The sequence below is a fragment of the Mesorhizobium sp. M0047 genome (assembly GCF_040323315.1).
Taxonomy (GTDB): domain Bacteria; phylum Pseudomonadota; class Alphaproteobacteria; order Rhizobiales; family Rhizobiaceae; genus Mesorhizobium.
The window spans coordinates 16,600-43,539 of record NZ_JAMYUW010000051.1 but is presented as its reverse complement, the minus strand read 5'-3'; the positions used below and the strand labels follow the sequence as shown (position 1 = coordinate 43,539).

The following is a 26,940-nucleotide window of genomic DNA, read 5'->3' as shown; positions in this document are numbered from 1 at the left end:
CAGGTCGGCCAGGCGGTCACCGAACCAAGCTCTGTCGGAGCGACGGTGTTGTCGAGAAGAGCCAAGAAGCCGAAGCGTGGCGAAGCGCCCAGTTCAGACGTGCTGACCGTTGACGCGTTGGCAATGCGCACCGGTATAACGGCCGAACAAGCACAAGACCTGATCGATCGGCTTGGCAATGACCGGGCAGCAATTGAGGATGCCGCGCGGAGTTTGGCAACGGGTCAACAGAATTTCAGTAAATAGCGAAAGCGGGCTGTCGCGCTCTACCCAGCGCTAAGCGGGGCGGCTAAACCATCGTGTGCCCCGATAGTGCCTTCGATTAGGCTAGTAACACCCTCGCACAAGTGAGGCGCGGCTTGGCTATGGGTATTTATTAGCTGTCGGCCATCTACCCCTCCCAAGCGATGGCGGTACCAAGCTCACCCCCTTCCCCACGGCGAGCTTAAAGCCCGCTGCCACCTCCCTGGCAGCGGGTTTTTCCAACGCCCCAACAAAAGCCCGCCGAAGCGGGGTTCTGTCTGGCGGTGGGCTGGGGTCAGGCGTTCCAGCGCTTTTCATCCGCTTCGACAACGGGCTCCCTTTCGCGCCGTAGCGGCCTACCGACTCGACCACTCGAATGGGGCCTCCATCCAACAAACGCCGATTTGGCCTTTGTGCCTCCCGTCCGATTTGCCGCCCTTGCTGTCCGGTTCTACGATGACTGTGAGCAAGCACTTCCATTTGTCCCTTGGCAATGCACCTGATGCCGTGAACGAGCGTGAGAAGCAGTGCGCCAAATGCCCACGTGTGGCGCAAAGCTTAGTCGCTCGTGGCCGCTACCGATCATCGAAGGGATGTCGCTCATGGATCCAGTCAAATTCCTAACGCCGGACGAGGTCGCAGAACGCTATCGTGGGGAGATCTCTCCCGGCACACTAAGAAACTGGCGTTCAATGCGCGTCGGGCCGAGTTTCGTTAAGATGGGCAAGGCTGTTCTCTACCCTATTGCAGAGTTGGATGCCTGGGACGAACAGAACCGCGGTGCGTCAAAGCGACTCATTTGAGAGCTAGGATGATCAACGGTGATGGTTTCGTTTGCGCATCCACCACCGGGCCCCAGTTGGCAGCACCAGCGTGCAGGCGTCTGTAGAATTACTTAGTTTAATCAACCATTTATAAATTTGAGAAGCATTCTCCACAATGATCCCGCTCGGTACCCCACGGCCATTGCCGCTCCCGATCAGGCACGCGTGAATTCAAATTATCTATAGTATCAGCTGGTTGTGGGAATCTTCTCTGTAACGGCACGAAGGCGACGAACCACAGACGTCCTGTGGGCCGTATCTCTCGCTGAGGACGTTGGCAGATCGTTGAGAGAACGCGGTCATAGCAGGCTAGTAATCAAGAATCACAGATCCATTGTCGGCCCCGCTACCGCTGCTTGCACCAAGCGATCAGTGAGAATGGCCAGGAAGGCGATTGATAGCCCGGCGATCAGCCCCATGCCGGCATCCGCCTTGCCCAGCGCGACATAGACCTGCTGTCCGAGATCGCGCGTGCCGACCAGTGCCGCTATGGCTAGCATCGACAATGCCGCCATGATGGTCTGGTTGAGTCCCAGCATAACGACCGGCAAAGCCAGCGGCAGCTTCGCTTGGAGCAGGGTTTGCGCAGGCGTCGCCCCCATCTGCTCGACCGCCTCCATGACATCGGACCGCACATGCCGAAGCCCGTGCTCGACATAGCGGATGGGCGGCACGATGGCGTAGAGCATGATTGCGATCAGCGCGGTGAACTCGCCGACCTTGAAGAACATCAACGCCGGGATGAGGAAGACAAATTGCGGCATGGTCTGCAGCGCGTCGCAGATCGGTTTCAGGGTACGCGAGACGGGCTCGCTGTGCGCGGCCCAGACGCCGAGAGCGCCGCCGATGACAAGGCATAGCAGCACCGCCAGGGTGCAGAGATAGAGGGACTGGACCAGCGCTCCCCACAGCCCGTTGACGAGGATCAGCACGAACCCGGCGGCGGCAAAAAGCGCCAGCCGAAGGCCCGCGACCTGAAAGGCGAGCAGGGCAATGCCGAGGATGAAAACCGGCCAGGGAAAGCCTAGAAAGCCCGTGTAGAGCAGCGCGCCGGCGACCAGCAGCGCCAGTGCCGGCCGCCAGTTGAAGCGATGCAGCAGCAAGGCGCAGGCGAGCAGGACGGCGACAGCATAGGTTGCGTCCGCGGTCGGCGAGAGCGTGACCCCCCAGATGGCGGGAACCGCAGCCCCCGATATGCCGATCCTGAGCGGTAGCAGCAGGCAATAGAGAACGCGGTTGCGTAGGCCGTCGAAGAACCAGGCATAGTCGCGCACGAGGCCCAGCAGCCATTGATTGATGCCGCCGACCTGCATGCGCAGCCCACTGGCCGGCAGCAAGGTTTCGTTCGGCCACAAGAGGCGTATGGCAATCGCCAGCACTGCGGCGAGGACCAGGACAATTGCCAGCCGGCGGCCGGTCATCCATGTCATGGCCGCCGTCGGCCCGGCCGGACGCGCCTTGGCAAAGCCGATGGTTAGCCGGTCGATGAGGATGGCGAGCAGCGCGATCAACAGGCCCGACAGGATGCTCTGGCCGAACTCGGCCTTGCGCATCGATGACAGCACCTCCCAGCCGATGTCCTCGAAGCCACCTATGATGGCGGCGACGATGACCATCGACAATGCGGCCATCGTCGTCTGGTTGAAGCCGACGAGGATCTGCGGCAACGCGGTCGGCACTTCGACATGCCAGAATTGCTGGCGGCGCGTGCAGCCGCTCATCAACCCGGCCTCACTGATATCGGAAGGCACGCGGTCAAGGCCGAGCATGGTGTTGCGCACCATCGGCGGCGTCGCATAGATGGCGCTGGCGATCAACCCGACCACCGGGCCGAAACCGAATAGCAGCAGCAGCGGGATGAGATAGGCAAAGGCCGGCACGGTCTGCATCAGGTCAAGCGCGCCGAGCAGCATCGGGCGCAGGCCGGGCCTGGTGTGGCCGAGCACACCAAGCGCGAAGCCGAGCGCGGTGGAGATCGGCACGGCGAGCAGCACCAATGACAGCGTGCTCATGCTTTGCGGCCAATAGCCAGCAAAGAGTATGTAGGTCAAAGCCAGCAACGCAAAGACCGCCAGCCTGATGCCGCTTGATTTCAGCGCCAGCGCCGCGACCGCCAGTATTACCGCCGGCCATGGCAGCCAGACCAGGACGAGACGGGCGCCTCGCATCGGCGCTTCGAGCGCGGCGGAGAGGGCCCGGAATGCCGGCTGGACGACGGTCACGACAGCATCGGTGACCACGTTCACGCCTGCCGCGAGCGGCAAGGTCCACTCCTTGGGAAACGTCACCAGCCAGGGGAAATCGGTCTTGAGGGCGAGACACAGCGCGGTCAGCACGATCAGCGCGCACCATGGCAGAAGGGCCGGCTCGATTGCGACCCTCTGCGAGGATCGAAACGATGCGGCCGGTGCCGTCATGACCGGGTCCGCCTTGTGTGTTCCCGCTCCAGCACGGCAAGCACGGCGCCGGCGGTCAGCAGCGCCGGCGGGCGAGCGCCCTCGCCCGCCACGCTGAAAGCGCGAACGCCCGAGGCCAGCCTTGGAATGAGGTCCTCCAAGCTGGCATCGGCAGCGACGCTTTCTTCGGGCACCGCTGCTCCTTCCAGCGGCGCTGCTGCAGGCTCAGATGCCCTGCGTGGGCGACCCGGTATCCGGGGCCGGCAGCACGGAAGAAATCGGCAACCTCCAGGTGCGCGCGCACCTGTTCAGCCGGGCGGCGTCTTGCCTTCCATCAGCGCCATCAGCCAGTCGAGCGGCCCTGCGACCGCGTGGATCGTTCGGATCGAGACCTTGGTGTAGAGCGCGGTGGTATCGAGCTTGCTGTGCCCGAGCAGGACCTGGATGTCGACATCCTGCTCAAGCAGGTGGGTGGCGAAGCTGTGACGCAGCGTGTGCGGGCTGACGCGCTTGCGGATGCCGGCGACTTCGGCTGCCTCCTGGACCGAGCACGCGCAATTCGACCGGAGGCGCAAGGCAGAAAGTTCGAAACGGTTCCAAGAACCCCAAGCAAACTGAGCGCCGCAGCGGACGATGAGGTTCACGGATATCCCGGCGAACATCCGCACAGCAACGGTCAATATCGGCGGCAGAAGGACGTCCGAAAAGGGCTTTCGGCGGCTCTGTCGTGGGAACGAAAAAAGAAGAGAAGCAGAACTTTCGTGTGCGATTTTTGCACACGGCCTCCCGCAAGTATCTGATATTACGTATCTATCTGTCCCATCCATCATCGGAGCGACTGCAGGGTCGGATGCGTGAGATGGTGAATGTAATTTCAGCCGCGACGGAGCTCACCGGCGACTTCAACAAGGCGATCTACTGGTATCGCAATGAACCGATCGCCGACTATGGCCATCGCACGGCGGCCGAGCTCGTCGCCGGCGGCCAGGTAAAATTCCCGTTGACCAATCGAGGACTTCCGGCACCTTCCAGCGCGTGTCCCCGGTGCCGTTGCCAGCGATCCTCTGCACGGCGTCGATCAGTTCTGAGTCAAGTATTCTGCCATAGTCCGGACCGGTTACGGCTCGCAACTCGAGGCGTCCATTGTCGATTTCCAGTGTCTTCACCTGCTCTGCTCGGTGGTTGAGCAGACCGTGCTGAAGGTTGATCGCCGCGAGCGGGGCTGGAAGCTGCCGCAGATAGGCGGCTGGTGCGCCGACCAGGCCGGCGAGTTGGCCAAAACTCCAATGCGTGGGGGCAACCGGGGCAAGCGCACCGGGCAGCATTAGCCTCAGGCGCTCGGGGATCGTCGCGACTGGCCTCGACGCGGATTAGCTCACTTTCGACGATGCGGGTCTTGCTGCGCTCCGACCGGGCCTTCACCGAGTTCCAAAGGTCGGCGAGCGACAGGTAGCGCTCGTCCGCCGGCCGGTTGAACCATTCTGACGACACGCGGCCAATGCGCTGGCCGCGGCCGACGTCGACCTTGTAACCGGCCCGCTCGTTGCCCTTGGGCGTGTGAATTTCCATCTTGGTCATGGGTGTCGCTCCTCGGCGGGCGCCGGGAGACTCTCTCCCGGACCTTCACCCGCCGCCGCGGCCCGCCCACCCTCTTCCTCTACGACGCAGCCACGATCCTGCTGCGAAGTGTCCCTCGCCCGACGAAGAAGCGAAAACTGGCTATGGATGCATGTCTTCAGGTTCTGCGTGGTGAAGCCCAGACGCCGGTAGCGAGACGCGCCTTCGTTACAGCGGCGTTAGAAGCGAAAATCCTACGCAGCGACTGAGGTCCAAATGATATTAGCCTCGATCACAGTGGCAGCGGCGGATGGCCGGCGAGATCACCAAGTTCGAGTTTTGGTTCAAAATGCTAGCACCGCCTGTGCAGATGCTTCGCGCGGCTTCGAAACCACGAACGTGCCGGCCGGCAACGGCCGAAGCAGCTCTTCTTCCAAGCAGGTCCTGTCGAGCCAAGCCACCCGTTGATCGCGCCGCATCACTGCCACCTGTCGGTCGTGGAAGGGCGCAACGTCGTCGTTCGCCTCGATCGTCAGGATGGCATAAGCCTCACGCCAGTCACGTGTCGCCGGGCGCCAGATTCCGGCGAAAAAGACCAGTCACCGTCGGCGAGCGAGAAGCTATAGGCCTTGCCCCTGCTCCGGTGCCGGAACGAGGCAACGGTGACTGCGAAACGTCCTGCCCTAGCGCGCATGACGGTGAACGGCCTGCCTCCAATTTTGCTGGGCTGAAGGCCCCAAGGCAACTCTGCCATCTCAACATCGCCGCCGTAGCGCCTTATGATAACGCGGCCTTCGTCGAGCGATGCGTCGGAATCGAAAACCATTGCACTCATCGTCGTTCGAACATAACAAGAACACGGTCGCGCTGCAATGCGATCAAACGGAGGACTGATGTGCAACGACTATCGTTCGACGGTGGACGTCGCCGAACGGCATGCTGTCGCGTACAATCTGCAGCTGCTCTCCGAAGTTGGCTGTTGCGGTGCTGTGCAACTCGCTTTGGCGAAAATCACGGATGACGATCAGCGCTTGAGTGAGCGCCCGAACCGGTCCTCAATCCGCGACTGCAGGAACTCGAGCCCCATCGAGAGCAGCCAATAGATCATCGAGGCGGTGATGAGCATCTCGATGTGGCGGAACTCGGTCTGGCCCTGCGTGCGTGCGAGATACATGATCTCCCAGACCCCGACCACCGAGACCAGCGAAGAATCCTTCAGCATCGCAATGAACTGGTTGCCGGTCGGCGGTACGATGACGCGCATCGCCTGCGGCAGGATGACCAGGAACATCGTCTGGTTAGCGCTGAGGCCGAGCGCCGTAGCACCCTCGGTCTGGCCGCGCGAGATGCTTTCGATGCCGGCACGGAAGATCTCGGTCATGTACGCGCCGTAGCAGAGCGACAGCGCCATGATGCCGGCCGGCACGGCGCCGATCACGTAGCCAATCTGCGGCAGGCCGAGATAGATGATGTAGATCTGCATCAGCAACGGCAAGCCACGAAACAGAGAGGTATAGAAGGTCGCCAAGCCATAGACCACGCCGTTGCGGGAAAGTTTGGCGATGGCGCCAACGAAGGCGATGAGGGTGGCGATGGCGATCGAAATGGCCGAAATGTAGAGGGTCGTCACCACGCCCTTCGAGACGAGGAAGCCGATCTTCTTGGCGATGAACGCGAAGGACAGGTCGAAAGAATAGAAAAACAGCATTAACAACACGAACAGCTCTATCCACACCGCCACAATCTGCTGTTTGCGGCTGAGATACCGCAGCGCGTTCCAGTTCGCCGCCACGATCAATGCGATCAGCACCGCCGAGACCGCCCGCCCGATCTCAGGGTTGGCGGCGAGACACTCGACTGTCCCCGGAACAAGCTTGCCGAGCCAACTGGCTTTGATGCCGAGCCCGTACAGGCCGGCGGCGATGGCGGCGAGCATGAAGAACACGCCAACGCGGCGCGCCGCGTCCGGGTGGTTGAGCAACAGTCGGCCGATCACGTCCTCGATCTCCTTATGGTCAGCGGGCGCGCTCGCGCCACCAATCCTGCGCCTGCAGCTTCCAGTAGGTAAGTTGCGCGACTGCAAGTCCAGCCGGGCCGCCTGCCCAGGCAAGCCCAAATGGTGCGAACAGCCGGTAGCGGTCCGATTCTCCCAGTATGGCCTCGGCGATCAGCTTGCCGGCGATCGCCGTGGTGTTGATGCCATGGCCGCCAAAAGCCGTGAGGTACCAGACGCCCGGCTGCAACGCGCCGATTTGGGGCATCAAGTGGCGGGCATAAGACATGAGCCCGGACCAGGCGAGTTCGGTCTTGAGCTTTTCGAGCTGCGGATAAGTTGTGACCATCTCGCGGCGCAATTGCCACGCCAACACGCCCGGTGAGGCCGCCCGCGTGGTGATGCGCCCGCCCCAGAGCAGCCGTTTGCCGTCTTCGAGAATGCGGTAATAATCGCCAGCGCGACGGTTGTCGCCAACGGCGTCGGTTGTCGTAATCGCCTTGGCGATCAGGTCAGGCGCCTCCTCGCTCACCATGACGTAAGTGGCGATCGGCAGGAACGCCCGCTTCAGCCTGCCGACCAGTGGCCCGGTATAGCCACCGGTGGCAAATACGGCCTGGCGGGCGCGCACATGGCCGCCGTCGGTGCGCACGATCTTTTCCGCGCCGTCAAGGTTGGCTTCAACGGCCCCCGATCTCTCGTGGATCCTGCCGCCCAGCCGTTCGATCTCGCCCGCAATGGCGCGGAGATAGTTGAGCGGATGCATGTGGAAGGCGCTGGGGTCGCGCAAGCCTTGGTAGTAGCGCTCGGAATGCAGCACCGCTCGCACCTGGTCGCGCTCGAGATAGTCGAGCCGATAGTTGAAATCCCGCGCCAGTTGCTCGGCATATGCCTTGAGCGCGGCGCCGCCATCGTGGCGAAGCACGCTCAACATACCGGAGCGCGGCCCTGCCGCCTTGATGTCGAGATCGCGGATCGTCTGCCGCACGAAATCGACGCCTTCGATGGACAGGCGGTGCAGTCTTTGTGCCGCGTCCACGCCGGCCATCGCGGCGATGTTGTCGGTGCCTGTGGCGAAGCCGGGATTGACGAAGCCGCCATTGCGACCGGAAGCGCCGAAGCCGATGCGCTGCGCCTCAAGCACGACGACCTGCTGGCCGGCGCGAGCCAGCTGCAACGCCGTCGTCAGGCCTGCCAGTCCGCCGCCGATAACGACTGTTTCGCACTGCGAAACGCCGCTCAGCGGCGGTCTGATGGTGTTGTCGGCAAGCGTGCGTCGGTAATAAGTGTCAGGATATGTCATGATCGATATGATGAGATGGCGGCACTAGAGCATTTTGAAGCCGGGCGGAGCCGCCCGGTGTCGCAGAAATGCGGTTGAACAAAACAGATGGAGCGGGATGTTCAATTTGAATGCATCCCGCCCAAGCTTCGTCCACGACGCTCCTCAGTCGGCGCTGTAATCCTTGCCGTACCACTCGGTAGTCAGCTTCGTGAGGGTACCGTCCTTCTTCATCTCGTCGAGAATGCCGCCGATCTTGGCATTCCACTCGGCATCACCTTTTTCCGCGATCACCACCAGTGGCTCACGGAAGGCATAGCCGCCTTCCAGGATACGCAACGGGTAGCCGTTCTTTATCGCGTTCTGAGCTGTCTGTTCTGGTGCGATGACCGCGTTGAGGCGCACGCCGTCACCGAGCCTCAAATCGTCGAACGGCAGCATTGAGTCGGCGAAAGTCCTGATCTCACCGGGCTCCAGCTTGTATTCGATGGGCGGCAAGCCGGGAGCATCGATCTCAAGCTGTCTGCGGACGAAATCCTCCGACGTGGTGGCGGTCTCGACGCCGATGATCTTGCCGTTAAGGTCGGCGACCGATTTGGCCGGGCTGTCCTTGTGAACCACGTAAACGTAGGGGCTGTAATAATAGATGCCTTCGAAATCGATCACCTTGGCGCGCGCCTTGGTCGGCGTCACCGAGCCGACACCCAGATCGTAGCGCCCCTGCCAATGACCGCCCGTCATCGTCGCCCAGTCCGGCGTGTCGAAACTGACCTCGACGCCGAGGCGCTTTCCGATCTCCTTCGAGACGTCGATGTCGAAGCCGACCAACTGATTGCTGTCATCGAGGAAACTCTGCGGCGGCCAGCCGCTGTTTGTGGCGACCACCATTGCCTTCTTCGAGGTAACCCGGTCGATGGTTTCACCCGCCGACGCCGCAGACGCGAACGCTAGCGTGGTAGTGGCCAAGGCCAGCCACGCGATCAATTTCCTCACTTAAACCTCCCTCTTCATCGAGATATATGCGCCCTCTCCCATAGAGAAAGGGCTATTTGAGAGCGCAACATGAGATCGATCTCATATCAGACTAGGTACACATATCGACGAGGGGATCAAGTCCTTTTTCAGCGATTGGAAAGAAAACCCGGCCAGCTTTTATTTTGCCGGCAACGCGCCGACAATCGGCGGCTACAGCGACGCATCGGCGGCACTGTCGTGAAGTTTTCGGGACTTGCATCAAGGGCAGATCAGCCATCGTATCCTCCTTGGTGGCGTGAAGGACAAGACGCTCTGGACGTCGCTTATTTCTTGCGGTGGCCCGGCTTGAGCCCAGCCAGCAGATTGGTGATCCTGTCCGCCTTCCGGTTGCGGATCTCGGCCTCATTCTTGCGGCGCACCGCGCCGCGGACGAGCTTGGCGCCGAGATAGCGGAACGGCTCGGGCGGGAGCGACATCCGACGCTCGATGCCGACCAGCCCGCTGGCGCTCCAGCGATCGTTGCGCTCCAGCACGAGGCTGGCCAGTATCCGCCCGCCAATCGGCGTTTGCGCGATGCCGGTTCCGTTGAAGCCCATGCCGTAGAAGATGTTGGGATGGCCGCGCAGGTGATCGAAGACCGGAACGTGTTCGGGTACACAGTCGATGGGACCTGACCAGTCATACTCGACCCGCACGCCACGCAGCGCCGGATAGACTCTGTGCAGTTCGCGCACATTGTCACGGCCGTGCTCCGGGCTGCGGTTGAAGCTGGCGCCGAAGTTTCCGGCGAACGCCAAATTGCCGCTGCCTCGGCCGAAGACCACCCTGCCCGTGTTGGTGCGCTGGTAGTAGAGGACCTGTGCCTGTGAATCGCAGATTGAGGCACCATCGCGCCAACCAATGCTGTTGAGCAGTTCGGGCACGGCGGCGGTTGCGACCACTTCGCTGTCGACGACGTAGAGATGACGGCGCAGTTCCGGCAGCGCTGAGAGCCATGCGTTCGCGGCAAGCACAACTTTCTCTGCCCGCACCTTGCCTTGCGCCGTTCGCAGCCTGCACGTCCTGCCGGATTCGATGTCGAGGACCGGGCTGCGCTCATGGATGATCACCCCGCGTGCCAAGGCAAGATTGCGCAATCCGATCGCCAGCTTGGCGGGATGAACCGTACCCGCATTGCTCTCTACGACCCCGACATAGGATGCGGATGAACCGGTCCGGCATTCTATGTCCTCGACCGTCAGCGGCCTGAAACGGTTCTCTCCGGCCGCTGCGGTCATCGCAACGGCGTTCTCCCAGGCGCCTTCCTGGGCAAATGAGCTCGCGGTCCACAGCCATCCATCTAACCGCAAATCCATGTCGATGATGCCGCTTTGCTGCAGCGCCTTCAATTCCGCTATCGACGCCACCGTGTCGGCGCAGAGCTGTCGCGCTTCTTCGAGGCCGACGACGGCACTGATCTGATCGATTTCGGCGAACCAAGAGTGGACTTGGCCGCCGTTGCGTCCCGACGCCCCCGATCCGCACAGATCGGCTTCAAGCACGATGACCCGTGTTTCCGGCGCCAAATCACGGATGCGCAGCGCCGTCCACAGGCCGGTATAGCCCCCACCGACGATCACCACGTCGGCGCACTCGTCGCCTCTCAACGGTGCGGTCGCGGTGTCGGCGCCGATGTCCTGAAGCCAGAAGGACCGGTCGGACGGAAGCGCCACCTTCGGCTGTCGCAGACGCAGTGTCGTCACGGCCGGGCTCCCTGGGCGTCGGCAATGAAGCTGGCATATTTGGCCGGCAGCCAATCTGGTATGGGACGCGGTCTCTGGGGAAACCCGCCGAGATGTGTGCAGGTCTGCGCAGCGGCGATTGAAGCCTCGTGCAATGCCTCCGAGGCGCGAAGGCCGTCGAAACGGAAGCCGGCGAGGAAAGTGGCGATAAAACTGTCGCCGGCCCCACACGTATCCACGACATCGACAAGCGTCGCCGGCGCATGCACTATGTCATTCGAGCCATCGTCAAAGTAGGATCCGCGACGGCCGCAGGTCAAAACCACTTGGCTCGCGCCGGCGGCCCTGAGCGCGGATAGCAATGGCTCGATGGGGACATCGACATCGTCTGGGCCGGAGGCAAACAGCATCGGCACGCCGCCGAGCGGCAGTGCCAGATGTGCCGTCGATACATCGATGCTGAACGGCACACGATCCGCGACCATCCGGCGGACAAGGTCTCTGTTGGCATTGGTGCCGAGATGCACCCAGTCGGCTGCGGCGATGATCGCATAGTGCTCCGGCGACGGCATGTAGCTCTCACCGACCCCGAAGGATTCGTGCAGGAATTTGCGCTCCCCGGATTCGTCGCGAAGCAAGGTGACCGCGGTGTCGCCGGGGCGACGTTCGACGTCATCCGGCGAAAGGCCGACGCCTACCAATTCGGAAAGTACCATATCACCCTCGGCATCCTCGCCGACAGCGCCAAAATACCGTGCCGTCCAGCCGTTGCGCCGCCATTGCGCGGCGACGTTCAGGGCGTTGCCACCGACGGTAAGCAGACCGCTGGCCAGGTAAGCGTCGAGGCAATTATCCCCGACAGCGACAAGCTTCTTCAACGTCATGCCAGCACCTTTGCGCGATTCAGGTACGGCTCGATAGCGTTGAGGCAGCGCGTCCAGGCCCCTATCGGATCCAGCGCGTAGCATCCATTGCCGAACGGCTCGAAGGTGATCTTGCCCGCGTATCCGGCGCTCGCCAATTCGCTGACAAAGCGGCCGAGCGGCAGTATGCCGTCGCCCCACACAAGATGTCCGCTCGGCGTGCCGTCGACGAGTTGGACATGCGCAAGCCGAGCGCCGAACAGGTCTACATAGCCGGCCACCGTGTCGCCGGCAGTGGCCATGGCAACCGTGTCCAGCACAACATCCATGTTGTCAGCGCCGAGTTGGTCGAGCATGCGGCGCAGGCCAGCAGCGTCATTGATGACGTTGGTCTCGAATCGTTGCAGTGGCTCCAGCAGGCACCGGACACCGTTTCGGCCGGCATGCGCGGCGATCATGGCAAGCCCCTCGAGGGCGTGATCCCATGCCACCTGCGGCGCCTCGTTCTCGTAGCCTCGCCCCGGAGTCAGGAACAGGTAACGGGCGCCCAGTGCCGCGCAGATGTCCGCCGCGCGGCAGAACCGCTCGATGCTGTCACGGCGCAGGTCCTCATCGCCTGAGGCAATGTTGATCGGATATAGAACCTGCTCTGGCGTGAAGCACCAAGTGGACAGGCCGCTGTCGGCGAGCACCCGACGAACGGATTCGACCCGTGTGTCGGTGGCGTGGAAGAGGTCGAGATGCTGGGCAATCCCCCACAATTCGATCTCCCTCATGCCGAAGTCGCGGATCGTCCTGGCAACCTCATCAAACGGAAAGTGCTGAAAGCTGAAATTGGCTCCGATCAGCTGATGGGCAGCAAGCTGCGGCATGAAGGCTCCTTTCGGGAATTGTTATTTGCCGATGCCTTCGGCCAAGCCACGGATGAAGTAGCGTTGCGCGGCAAAGAACACGACCACGATGGGCAGGGCCGAGATCGTCATGGCCGCGAAGACCACGGCATAGTTGGTTCCGTGCGTTGCCATGATCGACGTCAGTCCAACCGGCAACGTCTGCACATCGCTGCCGCTCGTGAAGATCATGGCGAAGAGATATTCGTTCCAGGCAAAAAGGACGTGCAGGATGACACACGAAATGATGATCGGCCGGCACAGCGGCAAGGTGATGCGCCAGAAGATCTGACCCTCGCTGGCGCCGTCCATCGTCGCCGCCTCGTCGATGTCTTCAGGCAGATCCAGCATGTAGGCACGGATCAGGAAGGTGGTGAACGGGACCCGGAACGCCGTGTAGAGAATGATCAGCGCCCAGTAGGTGTTATAGAGACCGAGCGCTTGCAACATTTTCACCAGTGGTATGATCGCCACGGTGGGGCTGAGCATCAAGCCGCCAAGAACGATGGCAATAACCAGAGGCTTTGCCGGCATCTTCGTGCGGGTCAGGCCGAAGGCCGTCCAGGCACTGATCAGCACCGTGCATATGGCCGAAGCGACGGTCACCAGCACCGAGACTGTCACATATCCACGAACCCCTTGGTTCCACGCCTGGACGTAATTGTTCCACGACCAATGGACAGGCAGAGCGAAGGGATCGCCGAAGATCTGCGCATTGTCCTTGAAGCCGCTCAGCGCCATCCAGATCAGCGGATAGATGACGATCACAGCGAGGCAGACCAGGAAGGAATAGAGCAAAGTCGTGGCGATGGCCGACCATACATTGACACGCCGGCTGCGACCGGCTGCGACCGTCGCACTCATAACTGCACCCGCCGTTGCTTCGTGTACCAGAGCTGTGCCGCGCCGGTGAGCATGGTGAGGACGAAGATGACGGCGGCAATCGCCGCGCCATAGCCGAAATTGTCCTCAATAAAAGCCTTTTGGTAGAGCCATGTGCCCAGCACCTGGCTGCTGTTGTTTGGCCCGCCCGCGGTCATGACCATGACCTCGTTAAACACCTGGAAGGCGCCGGTGATCGTGACAATGATCATCAGCCCCGTCATTTCCCGGGTCAGCGGAAAGGTGATGCTCCACAGCCGGCGCAGCGGACCGGCGCCATCGATCGTTGCGGCATCGTAAAGGTCGCGCGGGATCTTCTGGATGGCGATGGCAAACAAGAGCGTCGAGTAGCCAAATCCCTGCCATTGGCTCATGGCGATGATGGCATAGATGGCGGTGTGCTCGTTGCCGAGCCAGGGCATGACGAACTGGCTCAGACCAACGCGGCTGAGCGCGGCATCCAGCAAGCCGATCTGCGGCTGGTAAATGAAATAGAACAGCAGTCCGGTCACGGTGATCGAGATGGCCGACGGCACGAAATAGATGGCGCGCCACAGACGGCGCCAGCGTTCGCTCCTCAGGTCCTCGATGATGGCCGCCAGCAGGAACGCGCCGAAGACCTGGAAGATAACGGAAATGATGGCGTAGAGGCAGTTGTTCCACAGCGCCAGCAGCACGACCGGGTCATGCAGCAGCCGGTCGTAATTGGCAAGGCCGACATTGGTGACCTCGCCGGTATAGATGTCCTGGTCGGTGGTGCTGACGATGAAATTGTCGACGATCGGATAGTAAACGAACCAGCCGATGAGGATGAGTGCAATCGCCGCCCATCGCAACGACCACAGATTGGCGAAGCGGGCCCGCGGCCTGTTTGGCCGTTGCGGCCTGGCGACGCCGCGAAGCATGGCGCCGCTCTCCATTGTGTCCGAGGCCCTTGCCATGGTCTGCTTTATTTGACTGCGGATGCGGCCTTGCGCACCTCATCCATCACTTGTTCGGGCGTCATCGAGCCACCTGCCAGCGCCTGCAGGCTGGAGAGCCAGACGGCGGCGACGCGTGGCGGGTTGGCCGTGTCCAACCAGGGCATGAGATAGGAGGCCGCGTTGATGTCCTTGAGACCATCAACGACAGCAGCGCTCATGTTCTTTTCCGAGGCGCCGCCGATGGTGGCGCTCGGCTGGCCGTAGGGTGGCGCTGACAGGACCTGCGCGTTTTCCTTGGAGGTCGCGAACTTCATGAAATCGATCGCCAGCGGGATGTTTTTGGACGCCGCGTTGATCATGTAGCCCTCCGGCGCGCCCTCGATCGACTTGGGGTCACCCTTGGCCCCCTCCGGCACGGGCAGTCTGAAAAACCCGAAATCGGCGGGTTTCAGGGCCGAATCCGGCGTGGCGGCCTGATCGAACTCGATGATCTCCTGATAGTACATGGCCGACTGCGCGTTGGTGAAGGCCTGGAGAGCCGAGGCATAGGATGTGCCGTTGACGCCGGCGCCATCGGTGCAGCGCTCTACAAGCTGGCTGAACTGCTTGAGCGCTGCGACATAACCTGCATCGCTGTAATCGGCGGTGGCCGGGTCGAAGTCGCGTTCCAGTTTTGCCTGCGGCACGTTGTAGGCGAGCAACTGGCCCGCAAAGTGGATTGCCGGCCAGGCCTCCTTGTTGCCGAACGAAATCGGTGTCGCGCCAGACTTGCGAATGGCGTCGCAGCTGGTCAACAGTTCCTCGAAAGTGGCTGGCGCCTTGAGGCCGAGCTTGGCGAAGACCTGCTTGTTGTAGCCCATGAACTTGGCATCCTGGTAAAGCGGAATGCCATAGAACTTGCCATTGTATTCGAATGCCTTGACAGCGGCCGGAGAGAGCGTCTTGCCCCAGTCGGTGTCGGGGCTGATGACGGCACTCAGGTCAACGGCGCGATTGCCGCGCACGAAGTTGCCACCCCAGCTTCCTGTCCAGGAGAAGTAGATATCGGGCAGCGAGTTCGAAGCAACCAAGGTCTTCGTCTTGCCCTTCACGCTGTCGTCGCTCTCCTGGATGAGTTCGACCTTCACGCCCGGATGGAGCTTTTCATAGTCCTGCGCAAGATTGACGAAATAGGGCGACAGCTGCTGCAGTCCGAACTTGGTCAGGACCGACAGCGTGCCGCTATACTCGACCTTGGCGCTGGGGTCGGCCGCAACCGGCACTGAAGCGGCGAAACTGCCGACCATCGACAGCCCCAATGATGATACCGCGGCCAGTGTGACCGCCACGACTTGCAGCGAACGTTCCATTAGCAGCTCCTTCAGAGGTGAGAGTGGATCAGTATTCAACGCGTTTGTAGTAGCGACGTGTCGTCAGCGGGTGATTGCGCAGCACCTCGAGATGCGCGCTCAGCCGCTCGAGCAAGGTGGCAAGCAGGACCGGCGAGATCATGCTCCGCACCTGGGCGGAAATGCGCGGCAACTTGACCGAGGCCGCGTCGAGCGTACGAACACGGTCCGTGTAGCGTTTGGCAAAATTTTCGACCCGGTCGGCCAACGGGCGAAGCGCATCCTCGCCTTTGAACACGAAGACGCTGACGCCTGGCTCGACCAGTTCGAGCGTGCCATGAAAGAAGTCCGCGGCGTGCACAGGGCGGGTGCGGATCCACTGCATCTCTTCGAGGATGCACATGCCGTAGTAGTTGGCTTCGGGCCAAACCGATCCTGCGCCCGTGAAGATGTGATAGGTTTCGTCCTTGATCGTCCCCGCCAGTTCGGCGGCCTTGCCCTCGAACGCGGCTTTGGCATCGGCGAGCAGGCCCGGCAACAGCTTGAGCTCGGCGACAGTCGCATCGAAGCCGTCATATTCGCCACGTTCGGCCAGAAGCGCCAAGACGATCAGTAACGTCTGCAGGTAGAACGATTCCGATGATGTGTCGTCTTCGGCGAAATTCGTGAAGTTGTGGTCAGCTTCCCGCGCTATCGGCGAGTCCGAATGGCCCGTGAGCGAGATCGTGCGGACGCCCCGTTTTTTTAGGAAGGCCATGAGTTCGACGCCTTCCTTTGTCGTACCCGACAATGAAGGGATGACGACCACAGCGTTGCTGTCGAGACCGGCTGGCGGGTCAAGCACGACCTGTGCCGGATATGCCGCGCATACCGGGAAGGTGGAGTAACGCTGCGCCAATTCGATCGCCGGGAGCGTCAGGAGCTGCACGCCGCCGGTACCCATGAAAAACAGTCGCTCGACGCCCTCCGAAATCAGCGTGCGCATGAGCGAGCGCGCCTCGCCCGCGATGGCAACGGCCCCGCTCTGAATCCTTATGAAGCGATCTTTGTCGAAGTTCAGCATGTAGATCTTCCTTGTACTCGGATGCGGTAGAGCCTCTATCCAGGCGCAAGGATCGAAGCGCCCGTCTCACCAGACTTTGATCAGTCCCGGCCAATGTGAGATCGATCTCACATCCGGATAATGGCCATGCAGTTCCGCGGTTGGCAAGCCCTTGCCGACAAAATTGTTGGTAACGGAGGAATCCCGGCGTTGTCAGCGCCTGCTGAATCGAGCAACCGAACCGCGCACGATCAGGCGCGTCGGGAACCGGATATGGCGAGGCGCGATCTTTTTGCCGGCCAACCGTTCCAGCAGAAGCTTGGCAGCCAGCGGCCCGATCTCCGAGATCGGCTGGGCCACCACGGTGATCTGGGGGTCGGTGAAGGTGGCGAGATTGAAGTCGTCGAAGCCCACCAATGACACGTCGTGGGGGATCGACAGGCCCATCGAGCGCAGACCGAGAAGTGCGCCCTGGGTCATCAGGCTGTCCACGGTGAACAGGGCCGTCGGGCGGTTGCGGCGGCTGAACAGGCGGATGGTTGCGTCGACGGCATGTTCGACGGTCGAGCGCGACACGCTGATCAGCGATTCGTCGAGCGCAATGCCATGCGATTGCAATGAATTCTGGTATCCGGCAAGACGTTCCTGCGCGGTGAAGATGCGCGACTCGTCGCGCAGCAGTCCGATCCGTTGATGGCCATTGGCGACGAGGTAGTCCACGGCCTCGCCCGCCCCGCCCTCATTGTCGACGACGACACTGTCGCAGTGCAGCTCTTTGACGACGCGGTCGATCAGCACGACCGGCGCGCCTTCACGCACCAGCTGGACGATGTGCTCGCTGTCGGTTGCGGAGGTTGGCGCTAGGATGAAGCCGCGGATGCTCAACGACCGCAGGCTTTCCAACAGCTCCTTTTCCTGTTCGACATTTTCCTCGCTGCTGGCAATCAGCAGGTTGTGGCGATGCTTGCGGAGCTCAACCTCGATGTCGTGGGCGATGCGTGCGAAGAACGGATTCTGGATATCGCCGGGCACGAAGCCGACGATCGGCAACTGACCGCTGCGCAGGGCCTGCGCCACGAGATTGGCCCGATAGCCCAGTTTTTCGGCGGCTTCCACAACCCGCAGCGCGGTCTCGTCGCCGACATAACCGTAGCTGTTGAGCGCACGCGCCGCCGTGGCGCGCGACACATTGGCCGCGGCGGCAACGTCCTTCAAGGTGATCCCTTTCTGCGTCACGGCTACTTGTCCTCCTGCGACCCTGACATTGATCGCATCGTGCTTCCGGCTCTGCGTTGCATTTATCTTGTGCGGCATATCCGCGAATTCTCAAACTTCCAACGCAGCTTGTGCACGCTCTTTCCTCAAGCGTCCTATTTTCGATTTTGGAAGAAGTGCTGAAACTGCGAACTCTGGCCGGTCGGCTCACCGGCGGCGCCTTATCCTGGCTCGAAAAACCAGACAAGGAGTGGGGGCTCGTCGAGCGAGTAGGGCGACGTTTGGGAACGGAACCAATCCACAGAAATATTTTGTTGGTATCTTTGTTGGTACACGGTCGGCCGAGCACCAACCTAATAACCTGAGAAGAAAGTACAATTCTCTACGCTTCGAATCGGCCTCTGGTCGTTTCGTTGCTCCGGCTGTGTGGACGATTCTGGCGTTACAGCCAAGCCACCTAAATGGAGCAGGTCTATGGCTATCTGACCGGCCCTCGGGTTCCGCCACCGCGTCGAGGCCATCGTCGAAAAGTTCTCTGTTATGCAGGAGGACCTGGCCAAGGAACGCAACGCCACAACACGCCTGTGGGCCAAGCGGGAGACTCAAATACAAGGCGTAGTCGAGTCGACCGTCGACCGGCTACGGCCTGCCTCCAACTTCGCTGGGCTGAAGACCCCAAGGCAGCTCTGCCATCCCAAGATCGCTCCCGGAGCGCCTTATGATGAGACGGCGTTCATCGAGCGATGTGTGGAATCGAAAACCTTCGCGCTCATGTCCGCGCGAACAAAACAGGAACACGATCGCGGTGCGATGCGATCAGACGGAGGACCCACGGAGGACCGATGTGCAATGACTATCGATTGACCGTGGATGTCGCTTCGATCCTGGAGGACTTCGCCGACCTGAAGATCAAAATCCGCTTCGGCGAAGGAGCGCCGAACCTCGAGGCGCGCGAGGACATCAAGATCACGGACGTGGCGCCGATCATCAGGACGATCGAGGGCGTCCGAGGCGAAGGTGATATGATGCAACGTCGCTGGAGCTGGCCCGGACCAAACAGGCGGCCGGTCTATAATTTCCGTTCGGAGGGCCGAGAATTCACCTCCGGTCGCTGCCTGATCGTGGCCGACGGCTTCTACGAATTCACCGATCCCGAAGACCCCAAGAAGAAGCGCAAGGACAAGTGGCTCTTCACAAAGAAGGAGGAGCCGATCTTCTGCATCGCTGGCATCTGGCGTGAAACGCCTGAGGTCGGCGAGGCATTCACCATGCTGACGATGGAGCCAGGACCCGACATCGCGCCCTACCACGACCGGCAGATCGTCATCCTCGATCGCAGCGCGTGGGCGGATTGGCTCGACCCTTCGGTGTCGGCCAAGTCGCTGATCAAGCCTCTTTCACCCGGCACGCTGCAGGTAGAGCAAGTCGGATGGATGAACCGGTCGGCGACCGATGCCGATCAGGGATGGGGCACGGAACGCACCACCTGCCGGGCCGGCTTATCCTGCCGCTCACCTTGATACGAGACCTGACGCAGGAGATTGTCTTCAGTCCAGGTGAGATAGGTGACCTCGACCACCATTTCAGGCTTGACCCAATGGACGCGCGACAGCTCAAGCGGCGAGCCGAACCGGCTCTCACGTGGCGGTGGGACGTCGAGCGGCATTCGATCTACCTGAAGTGGTCCAAGCCGGCCAGCCAATCGCTTGAGCTCTGCAATCGTGATGCCTGTGCCGGCGCGGCCTGCGTACATCAGACGACCATCATAGGTGTAGTAGCCGAGAAGCAGCGAGCCGATATGGGGGCGGCTTCCAGTTGGATCGGTCCAGCCGACGACGATGAATTCCTCTCTGTTGAGACACTTTGACTTGACCCATAGCCCGCGATTGCCGGATGCATAGGCGCTGGCGATCCGCTTTGAGATAGCGCCCTCGAGTGCAAGCCGGCAGGCGTGCTTGCGGAACGCAGGCCCGTCGCCGATCACGTGATCGCTGAAACGCAGGCCAGGCATATCGGACGAAAACAGGCCCTCCAGTCGCGCCTTGCGATCTATCAGCGGCAGCTTCGCAATGCTTTCTCCGTTGAGAAACAGAAGGTCGAAAGCAAAGAAGACAAGATCGCCCGTGTGGCCTTCGACCATGCCGGCCTGCAGGCGGCTGAAGGAGGTGACGCCGTCTGCCCGAACGGCGCACAGCTCCCCGTCGACATATGCCTCTTTCACCGGGAGCGCGCGCAGGGCCGCTATCGTCGTTCGATAGCGATGCGACCAATCGAGGCCGGTGCGGGTAAGCAAGCGGATGTCGCTGCCGTCGATCCGCGCGTGCATGCGGTATCCGTCGTACTTGATTTCGTGAAGCCAGTTCGGGCCGTCGGGCGCTTCGTCGACCAGGCGCGTGAGCTGGGGCTCGATCCATTTCGGCGGATGCGTTTTGTTCGGCTTTGTGGGATTCACCGTCTTGCGCGCCAATTGAGATAAAGCGTCGTCATGCGGGCGAGACTACCACATGATAACCGCTGCAGCTTTATCGGAAATCCCGCGTTTTCACGTTGATGCGGTCGATGTGCTCGCAGGGATCTTATCCCGAATCGGAGACTATGCCGATCAAACTGCCTAAGCCGCGGGACTGCCGGTAGAAAACGCCGCCGCGGCTCGGCATAGTCACGATCTTCGGCGTCGAGTCTCCGTTCGGGTGGAAAGCGGAAGGGCAGCTTTCTGGATGCCACCGGCGATCCCCTGCAAGGCAACCAGGAGGGCGTTGCCGATCAGACACTCTCAAGTTTTGGCGCGAGAATAAAATCGAAACGGGCCCGGCCTAAGCCAGTGGTGGCGGCTCCCTCGAGCTGTAATGCCGTCCGCAATGTGCGGACGGTACTTTGATTGAATTAATCAAAGATTCGGAATTTTGGTTGCGCATGACGGGCATGCGGGTAGAGCAGAATAGCCGTCGCCGAAGGATTGCCCCTAGTCTTCCTTCAAAGCCTCTGCCTCGTCTTTAAGTTTCTGCCAGTCCGCGCCATGCTTGCGAAGCAGCGCTCTGGCCTGTTTCGGAGAGACGTCGGTCACCTCCGCCAGGTGCTCAACTTCCAGTTCTGCGCCCTTCACCACGCGGCTTGTGTCGTTCGTCTTCTTGGCGACCATATTCTGCGCTCCTCGCCCATCGATCACAGGCAACGAGCGCCGGTGAGCATTGTTCCGGACCTATGGAACTATCTGCCCCCCGCATTGGTTTCTCGATTGAAGGGAGGACGATCATGCTAAAATTTTTACTTGGTTTTAGCGCGCTCTGGGCGATGTTCCAAATCGGTAGGGAGTTCGGCAGAGCCGAGGCAGAAGTCATGTTGTCGCCTCCCGTCGATTACGATCGCCATCGATCGACAAAGAGCGATGCGGAATACGGCGATCCGACCTGACATTGTCATTCGCCGGCCGCAGGTCGGGGATCTGATGCCGTAGAATTCCGGCCGGCTGAGGCGACGAACCTGACCGGTGCCGCCGCCTATGGCGATGGTTGCTGATGTCAACTGCGCTCCACAATGTTCGCCGGAGAGGGGCCGCCTGAATGGCGAGAGCTTTCGAGCGTCCCTTGCCGCATATAGCCTCGCTCAGTGTCTGTTGCTTTGCGCCAATCCGGGACTCAGTGCGCTGATCGATATCTCGCAACCCCCGCTGCTGATGTCGAAGCCTTCTTCGCCTGGCTCTCGGAGCAAGGCGATCTCTTTTCGCTGATTGCTGAGATCGGCATTCGGTCCTTGAAAAGCTTTCGCACCCTCGAGCTCGTATTGGTTCGGATGCTGGAGCGGATCCTGGGGCGCGGTTTCCTACGGCATCTACACGATGTCGATCATCGAGCTCGGCGAGCGCTTCACCGGCTCGACACTGGTCGCCGGCAATGCCGCCTTCTCGCTGATGTGGGGCGTTGGCGGCATTGCGGTGGCGCCGTTGGCGGGCACCGCCATGGATGTGCTGGGTGCCGGTGGGCTGCCGATCACGCTTGGCCTGATGTGTCTGGCGCTGGCGATCGCGAGCGTCGTTGGTCGAAGGTCAGCCTGATGCGATCGTGGGATGCCGCAGCCGGTCATCCCCTTGCCATCTCGAAATTGTCCATATGTCACAATCGGCATGACGTTCCTCAAGGTGTATCCGACGCAGCATGTCCTGAATTTCAGCGACACGGTCAAAGTCGGCTATCAGCCAAACGTGGGACAGTTCCGAATTCGCAAATACGTCGGGGAAGCCGCCGCAATTGGTCAACGCACTTATAGGGTGATCCGTCGCGTCGGCGTCGATGTCCGGCGTTCTCGTCTTGATGGCATGAACCCGCCGCCAATCGAGACCTGCAAACATGGCTTCGAACTGGGCGTGGGTCAGTATCATCAGTCCATCCTTGATACCGAGGCCAGGTGAAGCTGCCATGACGATACCGGAGCCCTCCCAGTAGATTAGCTTCAGCCGATCTGCCTTACGAGCGCAACCCCAACGATGCAGACTGACTGCTCATGAAGGGTCGGTTGGTGACCTGTCGTGGGCGACACGAAGAGGCATTGACTTGTTTGGAGGCAGCCGATCGCCTCAATCCACTGCGCTCTCGCTGGTCCCGTCCTTTGTCCGGCATCGCCCTTTTTTCCCTTCGGCGCTTTGAAGAGGCCACCCATGCGTTCAAACTGACGCCGGTGCCAACCCCATGGTCGGTCGCGCGGCTCGCGGCGTGCTACGCCCAGCTTGGTCGGACAGCAGAGGCACAGGCAGCCGTGGCGGAGGTCCTGCGGCTGCAGCCCAATTTCTCGACGGTCGAATACATGCGCAAGAGCGTTTTCCTTGAACACGCCGACGACCGAGAGCTTCTCCGCGAAGGACTGACCAAGGCGGGATTGCCGGCGTGAGGGGGCCGTGCCAGAGCAGTTGGTGGCTACCGTGGTAACGGTCGTTCCCTCGCGCAGCGTGTCCGACAGATGCGCCTGTTTCTCCTCATCGCTCTCCGCCCCGACCAACTGGCCGAATACGCTCGGCAAATCGACCTCGCTCCCGGTGGGCCGTCAGGCCGTCATTTCGCTGCCCTGAGGTCCGTCGATGAAACTGAAGGATATGGCACCAAGAAGCAACGTCACACCGGGCTTGGCCTGATCGAGACGTACCCCGACCCCAACGAGAAGCGCAATCAGTTGGCCCGCCTGTCCGGAAGGGGTGAAGGGGTCCTCAACTCAATCGTTCATTTCATTGAGGAGGATCAGACCTTCGGACAGCAATACCGTGAGGTCGGTGCCTCCCATCCCGGAATGATCTGGCGGGATGGCGCCAAGCGCAATCGACGCTTGGGGATTGTGCCCGCTAATCCCATTAGTCCCCACCGCTAAAAGGCCGCCACAAGCGGCAGCGCCCATAGGGCTGCAAACATTCGGGAACCGATGTCTGGTGCGCGCGTTCGAGCATGGGGACTGCGCTGTCAGCCGCATACTGGCAGTCTCCCGAGGAGGTATCTCCCATGACCGCGTACAAAGTCGGTTATCTCATTGGCAGCCTTGCCAAGGGCTCACTCAATCGGAAGCTGGCCAAGGCGCTGGTGAATTTAGCACCGGCCGAGCTCTCGATGACTGAAATCCCGTTCAAGGACCTACCGCTCTACAGCTACGACTACGACGCAAATTTTCCTCCGCCGGCAAGAGCCTTCAAGGATGCACTCGCCGGGGTCGAAGCCGTGTTGTTCGTCACACCGGAGTACAACCGCTCTATCCCAGGCGGATTGAAAAACGCGATCGACTGGGCGAGCCGTCCCTACGGTCAGAACTCGTTCACCCGAAAGCCGTCGGCTGTCATCGGCACTTCGCCGGGTTCGATCGGCACCGCGCTGGCGCAGCAGAGCCTTCGCGGCGTTCTTGGCTTCTGCAACTCCCCACAGATGAACTCGATCGAGGCCTACATCCAGTTTAAACCCAACCTGATCACCGACGAAGGTGAGGTCACCGACCCTACGACCGAGGAGTTCCTGCGCGACTACATGCTGCAATTCCACGGCTTCATTGCAAGGGTCTATACCGCCCTTCCCAGACCGGACCTAACGCCTGTCGAATAGGGGCTTGGCGTCCACAAGTCCCCGACACATGCCGTAGAACCCCGCCACCGTGAGGCAGCGGGCTCGTCGCGCCCTGCGATTGGAATTCGTTTGGTTGCCAGTTCTTCGACTTTGTTTGGGCATATCCAGCGCAGCCTGATGATCACTTATAGAACCAGCGATCCTGACTAGGCCCAGTAGCGTTGAGGGTGAGACCCAATAGCAGACCTAATGCGGCACCGAGAATGAAGGCGCTCGACACCGTACCCGGATTGTCTTCGACGGCACCGGAAACAGATTGAGCCCCAGTCCGGAGCGCCTGGGCTGTACGGCCAGCGCGATCGGCAGCGCTGTCATACCAGCCTGTGGCTTCCTCGATGGCCTCTTCGGCGCGCTCTGCCAGCGTTCGATTGATCTTGTTGATTTCCCGCTTCAGCTGAGCGACCTGCTTCTCCAAGGCTTCCTGAGCTTCGCGCTGGGTCGGTCTCGGTGTCGCGGCTTCGTTTTGGTCGGCGGCCATTTTCAACCTCCCTTGATTGTCATGCTCAACGGCTGGCCGCTGCGTAAGGTTCCTGTCAGCGAAAAAAGCCCACCACCGTGAGGCAGCGGGCCACCAGTTGCCTTCGCGCTCAACTCAGGCGAGCTGCAAGGCGCCTGATATCTGTGGCGATCGACAGGAACGACGCGTTCGGATCGCCAAAATCCTCTAGTCCCAATATGTCGCTCACGCGAAGCTTTACCGTCACGCCTTCAAGGGTATGGGCAGGGACGGCGCAAATGCGCTTGCCTATTTCCCATTCCTCGTCGCAAATCGCGTTGAATGCTTCTTCGGCAGCGTCAACCCCGCCTTCGCGGTTGATCTCTTCCCATTTGGCGGTGCGCGCATCCTGCAAGGCCTTGTTCTCGGCTTTCTGTTCTTCGATCTGCTTGGACCATGCGGCGTAGATGGCCGGCCTCTTGTTGTGCGCCATGTCTGCAATCGTCATGGCGTTGAAAGCAGTCCTCACCTCTTCCGGCATGTCCGGCTCCTTCCACGCCGAAGGTCTCGGCGGGTAGAGCTTTTCGCATCGTCTACCAACCTTCCTGCATACCTTCGCCGCTCTTTCCCTTCGGGTGCGGCTTGTTCCAGTTCCTTTTCGAGCCGGAACAGCTCGGTGTCTGGGCTTTCGAAGTGCGAATGATTGATCATGTTCATCGGATATTCCTTCTCTCCAGGAAACCCGCCGCTTCTGTCAGTCCAGATAATTCGGCTTTACGTGAGGTTACCGCTGCGATGGAGGCGGCACCGATACCGGCCAGGATGGTGCGGCGGGAAAATCTCCCGATGGCAGCGGGCATAGCTTCGCGGGCCGCTGGAACGGTGTTCGGCATTTGGAATTCCCCTTCAGTTGTGATACTTACACTTGTGAAAATAGCACAAGAGCGAAGAGTTGTGAAGCCTGCACAAGTGAGGATGGCTAGAGCCGCTTTGAATTGGTCGTTGGCCGACCTGTCAAAGGCCGCCGGAGTTCATCGCAACACCATCTCAAATTTCGAGACAGGCAAGTATGGCGGTTCGGAGGATGCCTTGGCTGCAATCGAGCGCGCCCTCGAATCTGCCGGCATCGAGTTCATCGCCGAGAATGGCGGCGGCGCCGGGGTGAGGCTGCAGAAGCCCTGAGATCCCGAGTGGAGCCGGCTTGCGCGTGCGCGCCAGTTGCGCGATTGTCCATCGCAGGGATGGGAGGGCTTTCCTTTGAATAGGTGGCTTTTGATGGCCTCAACTGCTGCTATCGCGGCAGTTGCGACGTTCTTTGTGCTTAACAGTGACTACAACCCGTTCGTGCCCCAATGACCCGAGCTTGCGAAGCAGTCCTAAAGAAACGACTTCTCGCGCCAGCCGGCTATAAGCGGGTAGAGACTTCGGAAAATTCCGAACCCATACCTTTGGAAGACTACTTAAAGGACCGCGACGCCACCACCGAATCAGATCGGGTTCTATGGACCAGGATGTACAGCGACGACTCCGGTCGCAAAAATCCGCCGACAAAGTTCACGCTCTTCATCGCTATGACGGCCCCAACGCCTATGGAACGCCGGTTCGTGGCCTTTCAATGTGCGAACACCGATCCCTCTCAGCCAGCAAAGCCGGCGCAGCATGGTATTCGGTGATTGTCGATAACTTCACGCAGACTGGTTGGTTAAGAGAGCAAATACTCAAGGGCAACGTGCAGAAGTGATTCCGCTCTACATCGCCGCAATCGGTGTCGTGATGCTCGCTGGCGCGGTCTGGCGCTATAGGCAGCGCGACATGCTAGGGATGTCCGTCTGCCTCCTGATGGCAGCGTTCGCGGTTTTGTTGCTGGTGCTTCCGGCGAGGCCCTAACGTCGCTTCGGCTTCGGCGTGATCTCTTCCACCCGGGCGTTCACGCCGCCCTGCACCATTGCCTGCTCAAGCGCGTCCGCTTCGGCCTTGTCCTTGGTCGTCAAGATGGTGCGCCAACGGGGCTTGTCGAACACGCTGACGATATAGGTCGTGGCCCGGCTTGTCGTGACCTATCGGAGCCCGAAGAAGCTCAATATCGCCAACACGATGACAATCGCTCCAACGATCCAAATGATATTGTTCATGATCACTCTCCGGTTTAGGAAGCCCGCGCCTCTCCGAGGCCTGATCTTTGGCAGGCGATGGGGGCACCACTGACGCAAGCTTCAACTTTTAGAAGCCGCTAATGTTCCCTTCGATCGAAAGTCGGTTTCCAGTCGCGGTTTCGCTCCCG

The 26,940-nt window shown here is 60.9% G+C and carries 27 protein-coding genes and 7 pseudogenes; 14 read left to right on the top strand and 20 right to left on the bottom strand.

The window, feature by feature from the left end:
• Both NKJ89_RS31550 and NKJ89_RS31545 read left to right on the top strand, forming a co-directional pair.
• Positions 1-246 (top strand): annotated as a pseudogene (locus NKJ89_RS31550) (hypothetical protein); the annotation flags it as partial.
• A gap of 599 nt (positions 247-845) precedes the next feature.
• The gene (locus NKJ89_RS31545) at positions 846-1,046 is read left to right on the top strand and encodes a helix-turn-helix domain-containing protein (protein ID WP_352487650.1); all 201 of its coding nucleotides are present in this window, start codon (positions 846-848) and stop codon (positions 1,044-1,046) included.
• A gap of 344 nt (positions 1,047-1,390) precedes the next feature.
• On the opposite strand, the gene NKJ89_RS31540 is transcribed toward NKJ89_RS31545, so the two are convergent.
• The 3 genes and pseudogenes from NKJ89_RS31540 to NKJ89_RS31530 all read right to left on the bottom strand — a co-directional run.
• On the bottom strand, positions 1,391-3,484 hold the full coding sequence (locus tag NKJ89_RS31540; protein WP_352608357.1) for an ABC transporter permease: 2,094 nt from the start codon (positions 3,482-3,484) through the stop codon (positions 1,391-1,393).
• Positions 3,481-3,657, bottom strand: a complete 177-nt coding sequence (locus tag NKJ89_RS31535; RefSeq protein ID WP_352608355.1) for a hypothetical protein — start codon at positions 3,655-3,657, stop codon at positions 3,481-3,483. Before NKJ89_RS31535 ends, NKJ89_RS31540 begins: the two co-directional genes overlap by 4 nt.
• 114 nt (positions 3,658-3,771) lie before the next feature.
• Positions 3,772-4,011 (bottom strand): annotated as a pseudogene (locus NKJ89_RS31530) (tyrosine-type recombinase/integrase); the annotation flags it as partial.
• Between the two features lie 266 nt (positions 4,012-4,277).
• On the opposite strand from NKJ89_RS31530, the pseudogene NKJ89_RS35860 reads away from it, so the two are divergent.
• Positions 4,278-4,457, top strand: a pseudogene (locus tag NKJ89_RS35860) (hypothetical protein); the annotation flags it as partial.
• Here the strand turns inward: NKJ89_RS35860 and NKJ89_RS31525 are convergent.
• A pseudogene (locus tag NKJ89_RS31525) lies at positions 4,456-5,041 on the bottom strand (hypothetical protein); the annotation flags it as partial. The pseudogenes NKJ89_RS35860 and NKJ89_RS31525 overlap by 2 nt on opposite strands.
• 2 nt (positions 5,042-5,043) lie before the next feature.
• Between NKJ89_RS31525 and NKJ89_RS31520 the strand changes: the two are divergent.
• On the top strand, positions 5,044-5,289 hold the full coding sequence (locus tag NKJ89_RS31520; protein WP_352486981.1) for a DUF982 domain-containing protein: 246 nt from the start codon (positions 5,044-5,046) through the stop codon (positions 5,287-5,289).
• Between the two features lie 75 nt (positions 5,290-5,364).
• Here the strand turns inward: NKJ89_RS31520 and NKJ89_RS31515 are convergent.
• The 12 genes and pseudogenes from NKJ89_RS31515 to NKJ89_RS31460 form a co-directional block, all read right to left on the bottom strand.
• Positions 5,365-5,855 (bottom strand): annotated as a pseudogene (locus NKJ89_RS31515) (SOS response-associated peptidase family protein).
• A 189-nt stretch (positions 5,856-6,044) separates the two neighbouring features.
• Positions 6,045-7,016 carry an amino acid ABC transporter permease gene (locus NKJ89_RS31510; RefSeq protein ID WP_023762005.1) on the bottom strand — a complete coding sequence of 324 codons (972 nt, stop codon included), beginning with the start codon at positions 7,014-7,016 and terminating at the stop codon, positions 6,045-6,047.
• Between the two features lie 19 nt (positions 7,017-7,035).
• Positions 7,036-8,316: an NAD(P)/FAD-dependent oxidoreductase gene (locus NKJ89_RS31505; protein WP_352486983.1), complete on the bottom strand. Its 1,281-nt coding sequence runs from the start codon at positions 8,314-8,316 to the stop codon at positions 7,036-7,038.
• A 144-nt stretch (positions 8,317-8,460) separates the two neighbouring features.
• Positions 8,461-9,288 (bottom strand): transporter substrate-binding domain-containing protein, encoded by an 828-nt coding sequence (locus NKJ89_RS31500; RefSeq protein WP_352486984.1) that lies wholly within the window; start codon positions 9,286-9,288, stop codon positions 8,461-8,463.
• A 305-nt stretch (positions 9,289-9,593) separates the two neighbouring features.
• Positions 9,594-11,012, bottom strand: a complete 1,419-nt coding sequence (locus NKJ89_RS31495; RefSeq protein ID WP_352608353.1) for an NAD(P)/FAD-dependent oxidoreductase — start codon at positions 11,010-11,012, stop codon at positions 9,594-9,596.
• Positions 11,009-11,875 carry a PfkB family carbohydrate kinase gene (locus tag NKJ89_RS31490; protein ID WP_352486987.1) on the bottom strand — a complete coding sequence of 289 codons (867 nt, stop codon included), beginning with the start codon at positions 11,873-11,875 and terminating at the stop codon, positions 11,009-11,011. The genes NKJ89_RS31495 and NKJ89_RS31490 overlap by 4 nt, the downstream gene beginning before the upstream one ends.
• Positions 11,872-12,726: a sugar phosphate isomerase/epimerase family protein gene (locus NKJ89_RS31485; protein WP_352486989.1), complete on the bottom strand. Its 855-nt coding sequence runs from the start codon at positions 12,724-12,726 to the stop codon at positions 11,872-11,874. The genes NKJ89_RS31490 and NKJ89_RS31485 overlap by 4 nt, the downstream gene beginning before the upstream one ends.
• A gap of 21 nt (positions 12,727-12,747) precedes the next feature.
• Entirely contained in the window at positions 12,748-13,608 is an 861-nt protein-coding gene (locus tag NKJ89_RS31480; RefSeq protein WP_352486990.1) for a carbohydrate ABC transporter permease, read from the bottom strand.
• On the bottom strand, positions 13,605-14,531 hold the full coding sequence (locus NKJ89_RS31475; RefSeq protein WP_352608351.1) for a carbohydrate ABC transporter permease: 927 nt from the start codon (positions 14,529-14,531) through the stop codon (positions 13,605-13,607). Before NKJ89_RS31475 ends, NKJ89_RS31480 begins: the two co-directional genes overlap by 4 nt.
• A gap of 44 nt (positions 14,532-14,575) precedes the next feature.
• Entirely contained in the window at positions 14,576-15,898 is a 1,323-nt protein-coding gene (locus NKJ89_RS31470; RefSeq protein ID WP_352486994.1) for an ABC transporter substrate-binding protein, read from the bottom strand.
• Positions 15,899-15,926: 28 nt separating this feature from the next.
• Positions 15,927-16,940 carry an SIS domain-containing protein gene (locus tag NKJ89_RS31465; protein WP_352486996.1) on the bottom strand — a complete coding sequence of 338 codons (1,014 nt, stop codon included), beginning with the start codon at positions 16,938-16,940 and terminating at the stop codon, positions 15,927-15,929.
• 192 nt (positions 16,941-17,132) lie between these two features.
• A complete protein-coding gene (locus tag NKJ89_RS31460) occupies positions 17,133-18,134 on the bottom strand; it encodes a LacI family DNA-binding transcriptional regulator (RefSeq protein ID WP_245266827.1) in 1,002 nt (333 codons plus the stop codon).
• 540 nt (positions 18,135-18,674) lie between these two features.
• Here NKJ89_RS31460 and NKJ89_RS35855 point away from each other — a divergent pair.
• A complete protein-coding gene (locus NKJ89_RS35855; protein WP_023762016.1) occupies positions 18,675-18,998 on the top strand; it encodes a hypothetical protein in 324 nt (107 codons plus the stop codon).
• Positions 18,977-19,564: pseudogene (locus tag NKJ89_RS31450) on the top strand (SOS response-associated peptidase); the annotation flags it as partial. The gene NKJ89_RS35855 and the pseudogene NKJ89_RS31450, both read left to right, overlap by 22 nt.
• Before the next feature lie 29 nt (positions 19,565-19,593).
• On the opposite strand, the gene ligD reads toward NKJ89_RS31450, so the two are convergent.
• Both ligD and NKJ89_RS31440 read right to left on the bottom strand, forming a co-directional pair.
• Complete coding sequence (gene ligD, locus NKJ89_RS31445; RefSeq protein WP_352608349.1) at positions 19,594-20,586, bottom strand: non-homologous end-joining DNA ligase; 993 nt, start codon at positions 20,584-20,586, stop codon at positions 19,594-19,596.
• A gap of 510 nt (positions 20,587-21,096) precedes the next feature.
• Positions 21,097-21,273 (bottom strand): hypothetical protein, encoded by a 177-nt coding sequence (locus NKJ89_RS31440; protein WP_023762019.1) that lies wholly within the window; start codon positions 21,271-21,273, stop codon positions 21,097-21,099.
• Positions 21,274-21,386: 113 nt separating this feature from the next.
• Between NKJ89_RS31440 and NKJ89_RS31435 the strand changes: the two genes are divergently transcribed.
• From NKJ89_RS31435 to NKJ89_RS31410, 6 genes and pseudogenes are all read left to right on the top strand, one after another.
• On the top strand, positions 21,387-21,545 hold the full coding sequence (locus tag NKJ89_RS31435; RefSeq protein WP_156938615.1) for a hypothetical protein: 159 nt from the start codon (positions 21,387-21,389) through the stop codon (positions 21,543-21,545).
• Positions 21,546-21,939: 394 nt separating this feature from the next.
• Positions 21,940-22,185 (top strand): annotated as a pseudogene (locus tag NKJ89_RS31430) (MFS transporter); the annotation flags it as partial.
• A 12-nt stretch (positions 22,186-22,197) separates the two neighbouring features.
• Positions 22,198-22,539, top strand: coding sequence for a hypothetical protein (locus tag NKJ89_RS31425; protein ID WP_156938616.1), 342 nt, complete (start codon positions 22,198-22,200; stop codon positions 22,537-22,539).
• A 197-nt stretch (positions 22,540-22,736) separates the two neighbouring features.
• A complete protein-coding gene (locus tag NKJ89_RS31420; RefSeq protein ID WP_352608346.1) occupies positions 22,737-23,015 on the top strand; it encodes a hypothetical protein in 279 nt (92 codons plus the stop codon).
• A 69-nt stretch (positions 23,016-23,084) separates the two neighbouring features.
• Complete coding sequence (locus NKJ89_RS31415; RefSeq protein ID WP_352608344.1) at positions 23,085-23,486, top strand: hypothetical protein; 402 nt, start codon at positions 23,085-23,087, stop codon at positions 23,484-23,486.
• 128 nt (positions 23,487-23,614) lie between these two features.
• Entirely contained in the window at positions 23,615-24,202 is a 588-nt protein-coding gene (locus NKJ89_RS31410; protein ID WP_352608342.1) for an NADPH-dependent FMN reductase, read from the top strand.
• 142 nt (positions 24,203-24,344) lie between these two features.
• On the opposite strand, the gene NKJ89_RS31405 is transcribed toward NKJ89_RS31410, so the two are convergent.
• Together NKJ89_RS31405 and NKJ89_RS31400 are read right to left on the bottom strand one after the other, a co-directional pair.
• Positions 24,345-24,701, bottom strand: coding sequence for a hypothetical protein (locus tag NKJ89_RS31405; protein WP_352608340.1), 357 nt, complete (start codon positions 24,699-24,701; stop codon positions 24,345-24,347).
• A 109-nt stretch (positions 24,702-24,810) separates the two neighbouring features.
• Complete coding sequence (locus tag NKJ89_RS31400) at positions 24,811-25,200, bottom strand: hypothetical protein (protein ID WP_352608338.1); 390 nt, start codon at positions 25,198-25,200, stop codon at positions 24,811-24,813.
• A gap of 101 nt (positions 25,201-25,301) precedes the next feature.
• Here NKJ89_RS31400 and NKJ89_RS31395 point away from each other — a divergent pair, with 101 nt between their 5' ends.
• Positions 25,302-25,841, top strand: a complete 540-nt coding sequence (locus NKJ89_RS31395; RefSeq protein ID WP_352608337.1) for a helix-turn-helix domain-containing protein — start codon at positions 25,302-25,304, stop codon at positions 25,839-25,841.
• A 319-nt stretch (positions 25,842-26,160) separates the two neighbouring features.
• On the top strand, positions 26,161-26,400 hold the full coding sequence (locus NKJ89_RS31390; protein ID WP_352487006.1) for a hypothetical protein: 240 nt from the start codon (positions 26,161-26,163) through the stop codon (positions 26,398-26,400).
• The last annotated feature ends 540 nt before the right edge of the window (positions 26,401-26,940 follow it).

What these genes read in the sequence shown, in the direction of transcription:
- NKJ89_RS31545 (WP_352487650.1), top strand. Translation starts at nt 846, where the DNA reads ATGGATCCAGTCAAATTCCTAACGCCGGACGAGGTCGCAGAACGCTAT.
- NKJ89_RS31540 (WP_352608357.1), bottom strand. Translation starts at nt 3,484, where the DNA reads ATGACGGCACCGGCCGCATCGTTTCGATCCTCGCAGAGGGTCGCAATC.
- NKJ89_RS31505 (WP_352486983.1), bottom strand. Translation starts at nt 8,316, where the DNA reads ATGACATATCCTGACACTTATTACCGACGCACGCTTGCCGACAACACC.
- NKJ89_RS31490 (WP_352486987.1), bottom strand. Translation starts at nt 11,875, where the DNA reads ATGACGTTGAAGAAGCTTGTCGCTGTCGGGGATAATTGCCTCGACGCT.
- NKJ89_RS31485 (WP_352486989.1), bottom strand. Translation starts at nt 12,726, where the DNA reads ATGCCGCAGCTTGCTGCCCATCAGCTGATCGGAGCCAATTTCAGCTTT.
- NKJ89_RS31480 (WP_352486990.1), bottom strand. Translation starts at nt 13,608, where the DNA reads ATGAGTGCGACGGTCGCAGCCGGTCGCAGCCGGCGTGTCAATGTATGG.
- NKJ89_RS31475 (WP_352608351.1), bottom strand. Translation starts at nt 14,531, where the DNA reads ATGCTTCGCGGCGTCGCCAGGCCGCAACGGCCAAACAGGCCGCGGGCC.
- NKJ89_RS31470 (WP_352486994.1), bottom strand. Translation starts at nt 15,898, where the DNA reads ATGGAACGTTCGCTGCAAGTCGTGGCGGTCACACTGGCCGCGGTATCA.
- NKJ89_RS31465 (WP_352486996.1), bottom strand. Translation starts at nt 16,940, where the DNA reads ATGCTGAACTTCGACAAAGATCGCTTCATAAGGATTCAGAGCGGGGCC.
- NKJ89_RS35855 (WP_023762016.1), top strand. Translation starts at nt 18,675, where the DNA reads ATGCAGGAGGACCTGGCCAAGGAACGCAACGCCACAACACGCCTGTGG.
- NKJ89_RS31440 (WP_023762019.1), bottom strand. Translation starts at nt 21,273, where the DNA reads ATGGTCGCCAAGAAGACGAACGACACAAGCCGCGTGGTGAAGGGCGCA.
- NKJ89_RS31435 (WP_156938615.1), top strand. Translation starts at nt 21,387, where the DNA reads ATGCTAAAATTTTTACTTGGTTTTAGCGCGCTCTGGGCGATGTTCCAA.
- NKJ89_RS31425 (WP_156938616.1), top strand. Translation starts at nt 22,198, where the DNA reads ATGCCGCAGCCGGTCATCCCCTTGCCATCTCGAAATTGTCCATATGTC.
- NKJ89_RS31415 (WP_352608344.1), top strand. Translation starts at nt 23,085, where the DNA reads ATGCGCCTGTTTCTCCTCATCGCTCTCCGCCCCGACCAACTGGCCGAA.
- NKJ89_RS31410 (WP_352608342.1), top strand. Translation starts at nt 23,615, where the DNA reads ATGACCGCGTACAAAGTCGGTTATCTCATTGGCAGCCTTGCCAAGGGC.
- NKJ89_RS31405 (WP_352608340.1), bottom strand. Translation starts at nt 24,701, where the DNA reads ATGGCCGCCGACCAAAACGAAGCCGCGACACCGAGACCGACCCAGCGC.
- NKJ89_RS31400 (WP_352608338.1), bottom strand. Translation starts at nt 25,200, where the DNA reads ATGCCGGAAGAGGTGAGGACTGCTTTCAACGCCATGACGATTGCAGAC.
- NKJ89_RS31390 (WP_352487006.1), top strand. Translation starts at nt 26,161, where the DNA reads ATGGACCAGGATGTACAGCGACGACTCCGGTCGCAAAAATCCGCCGAC.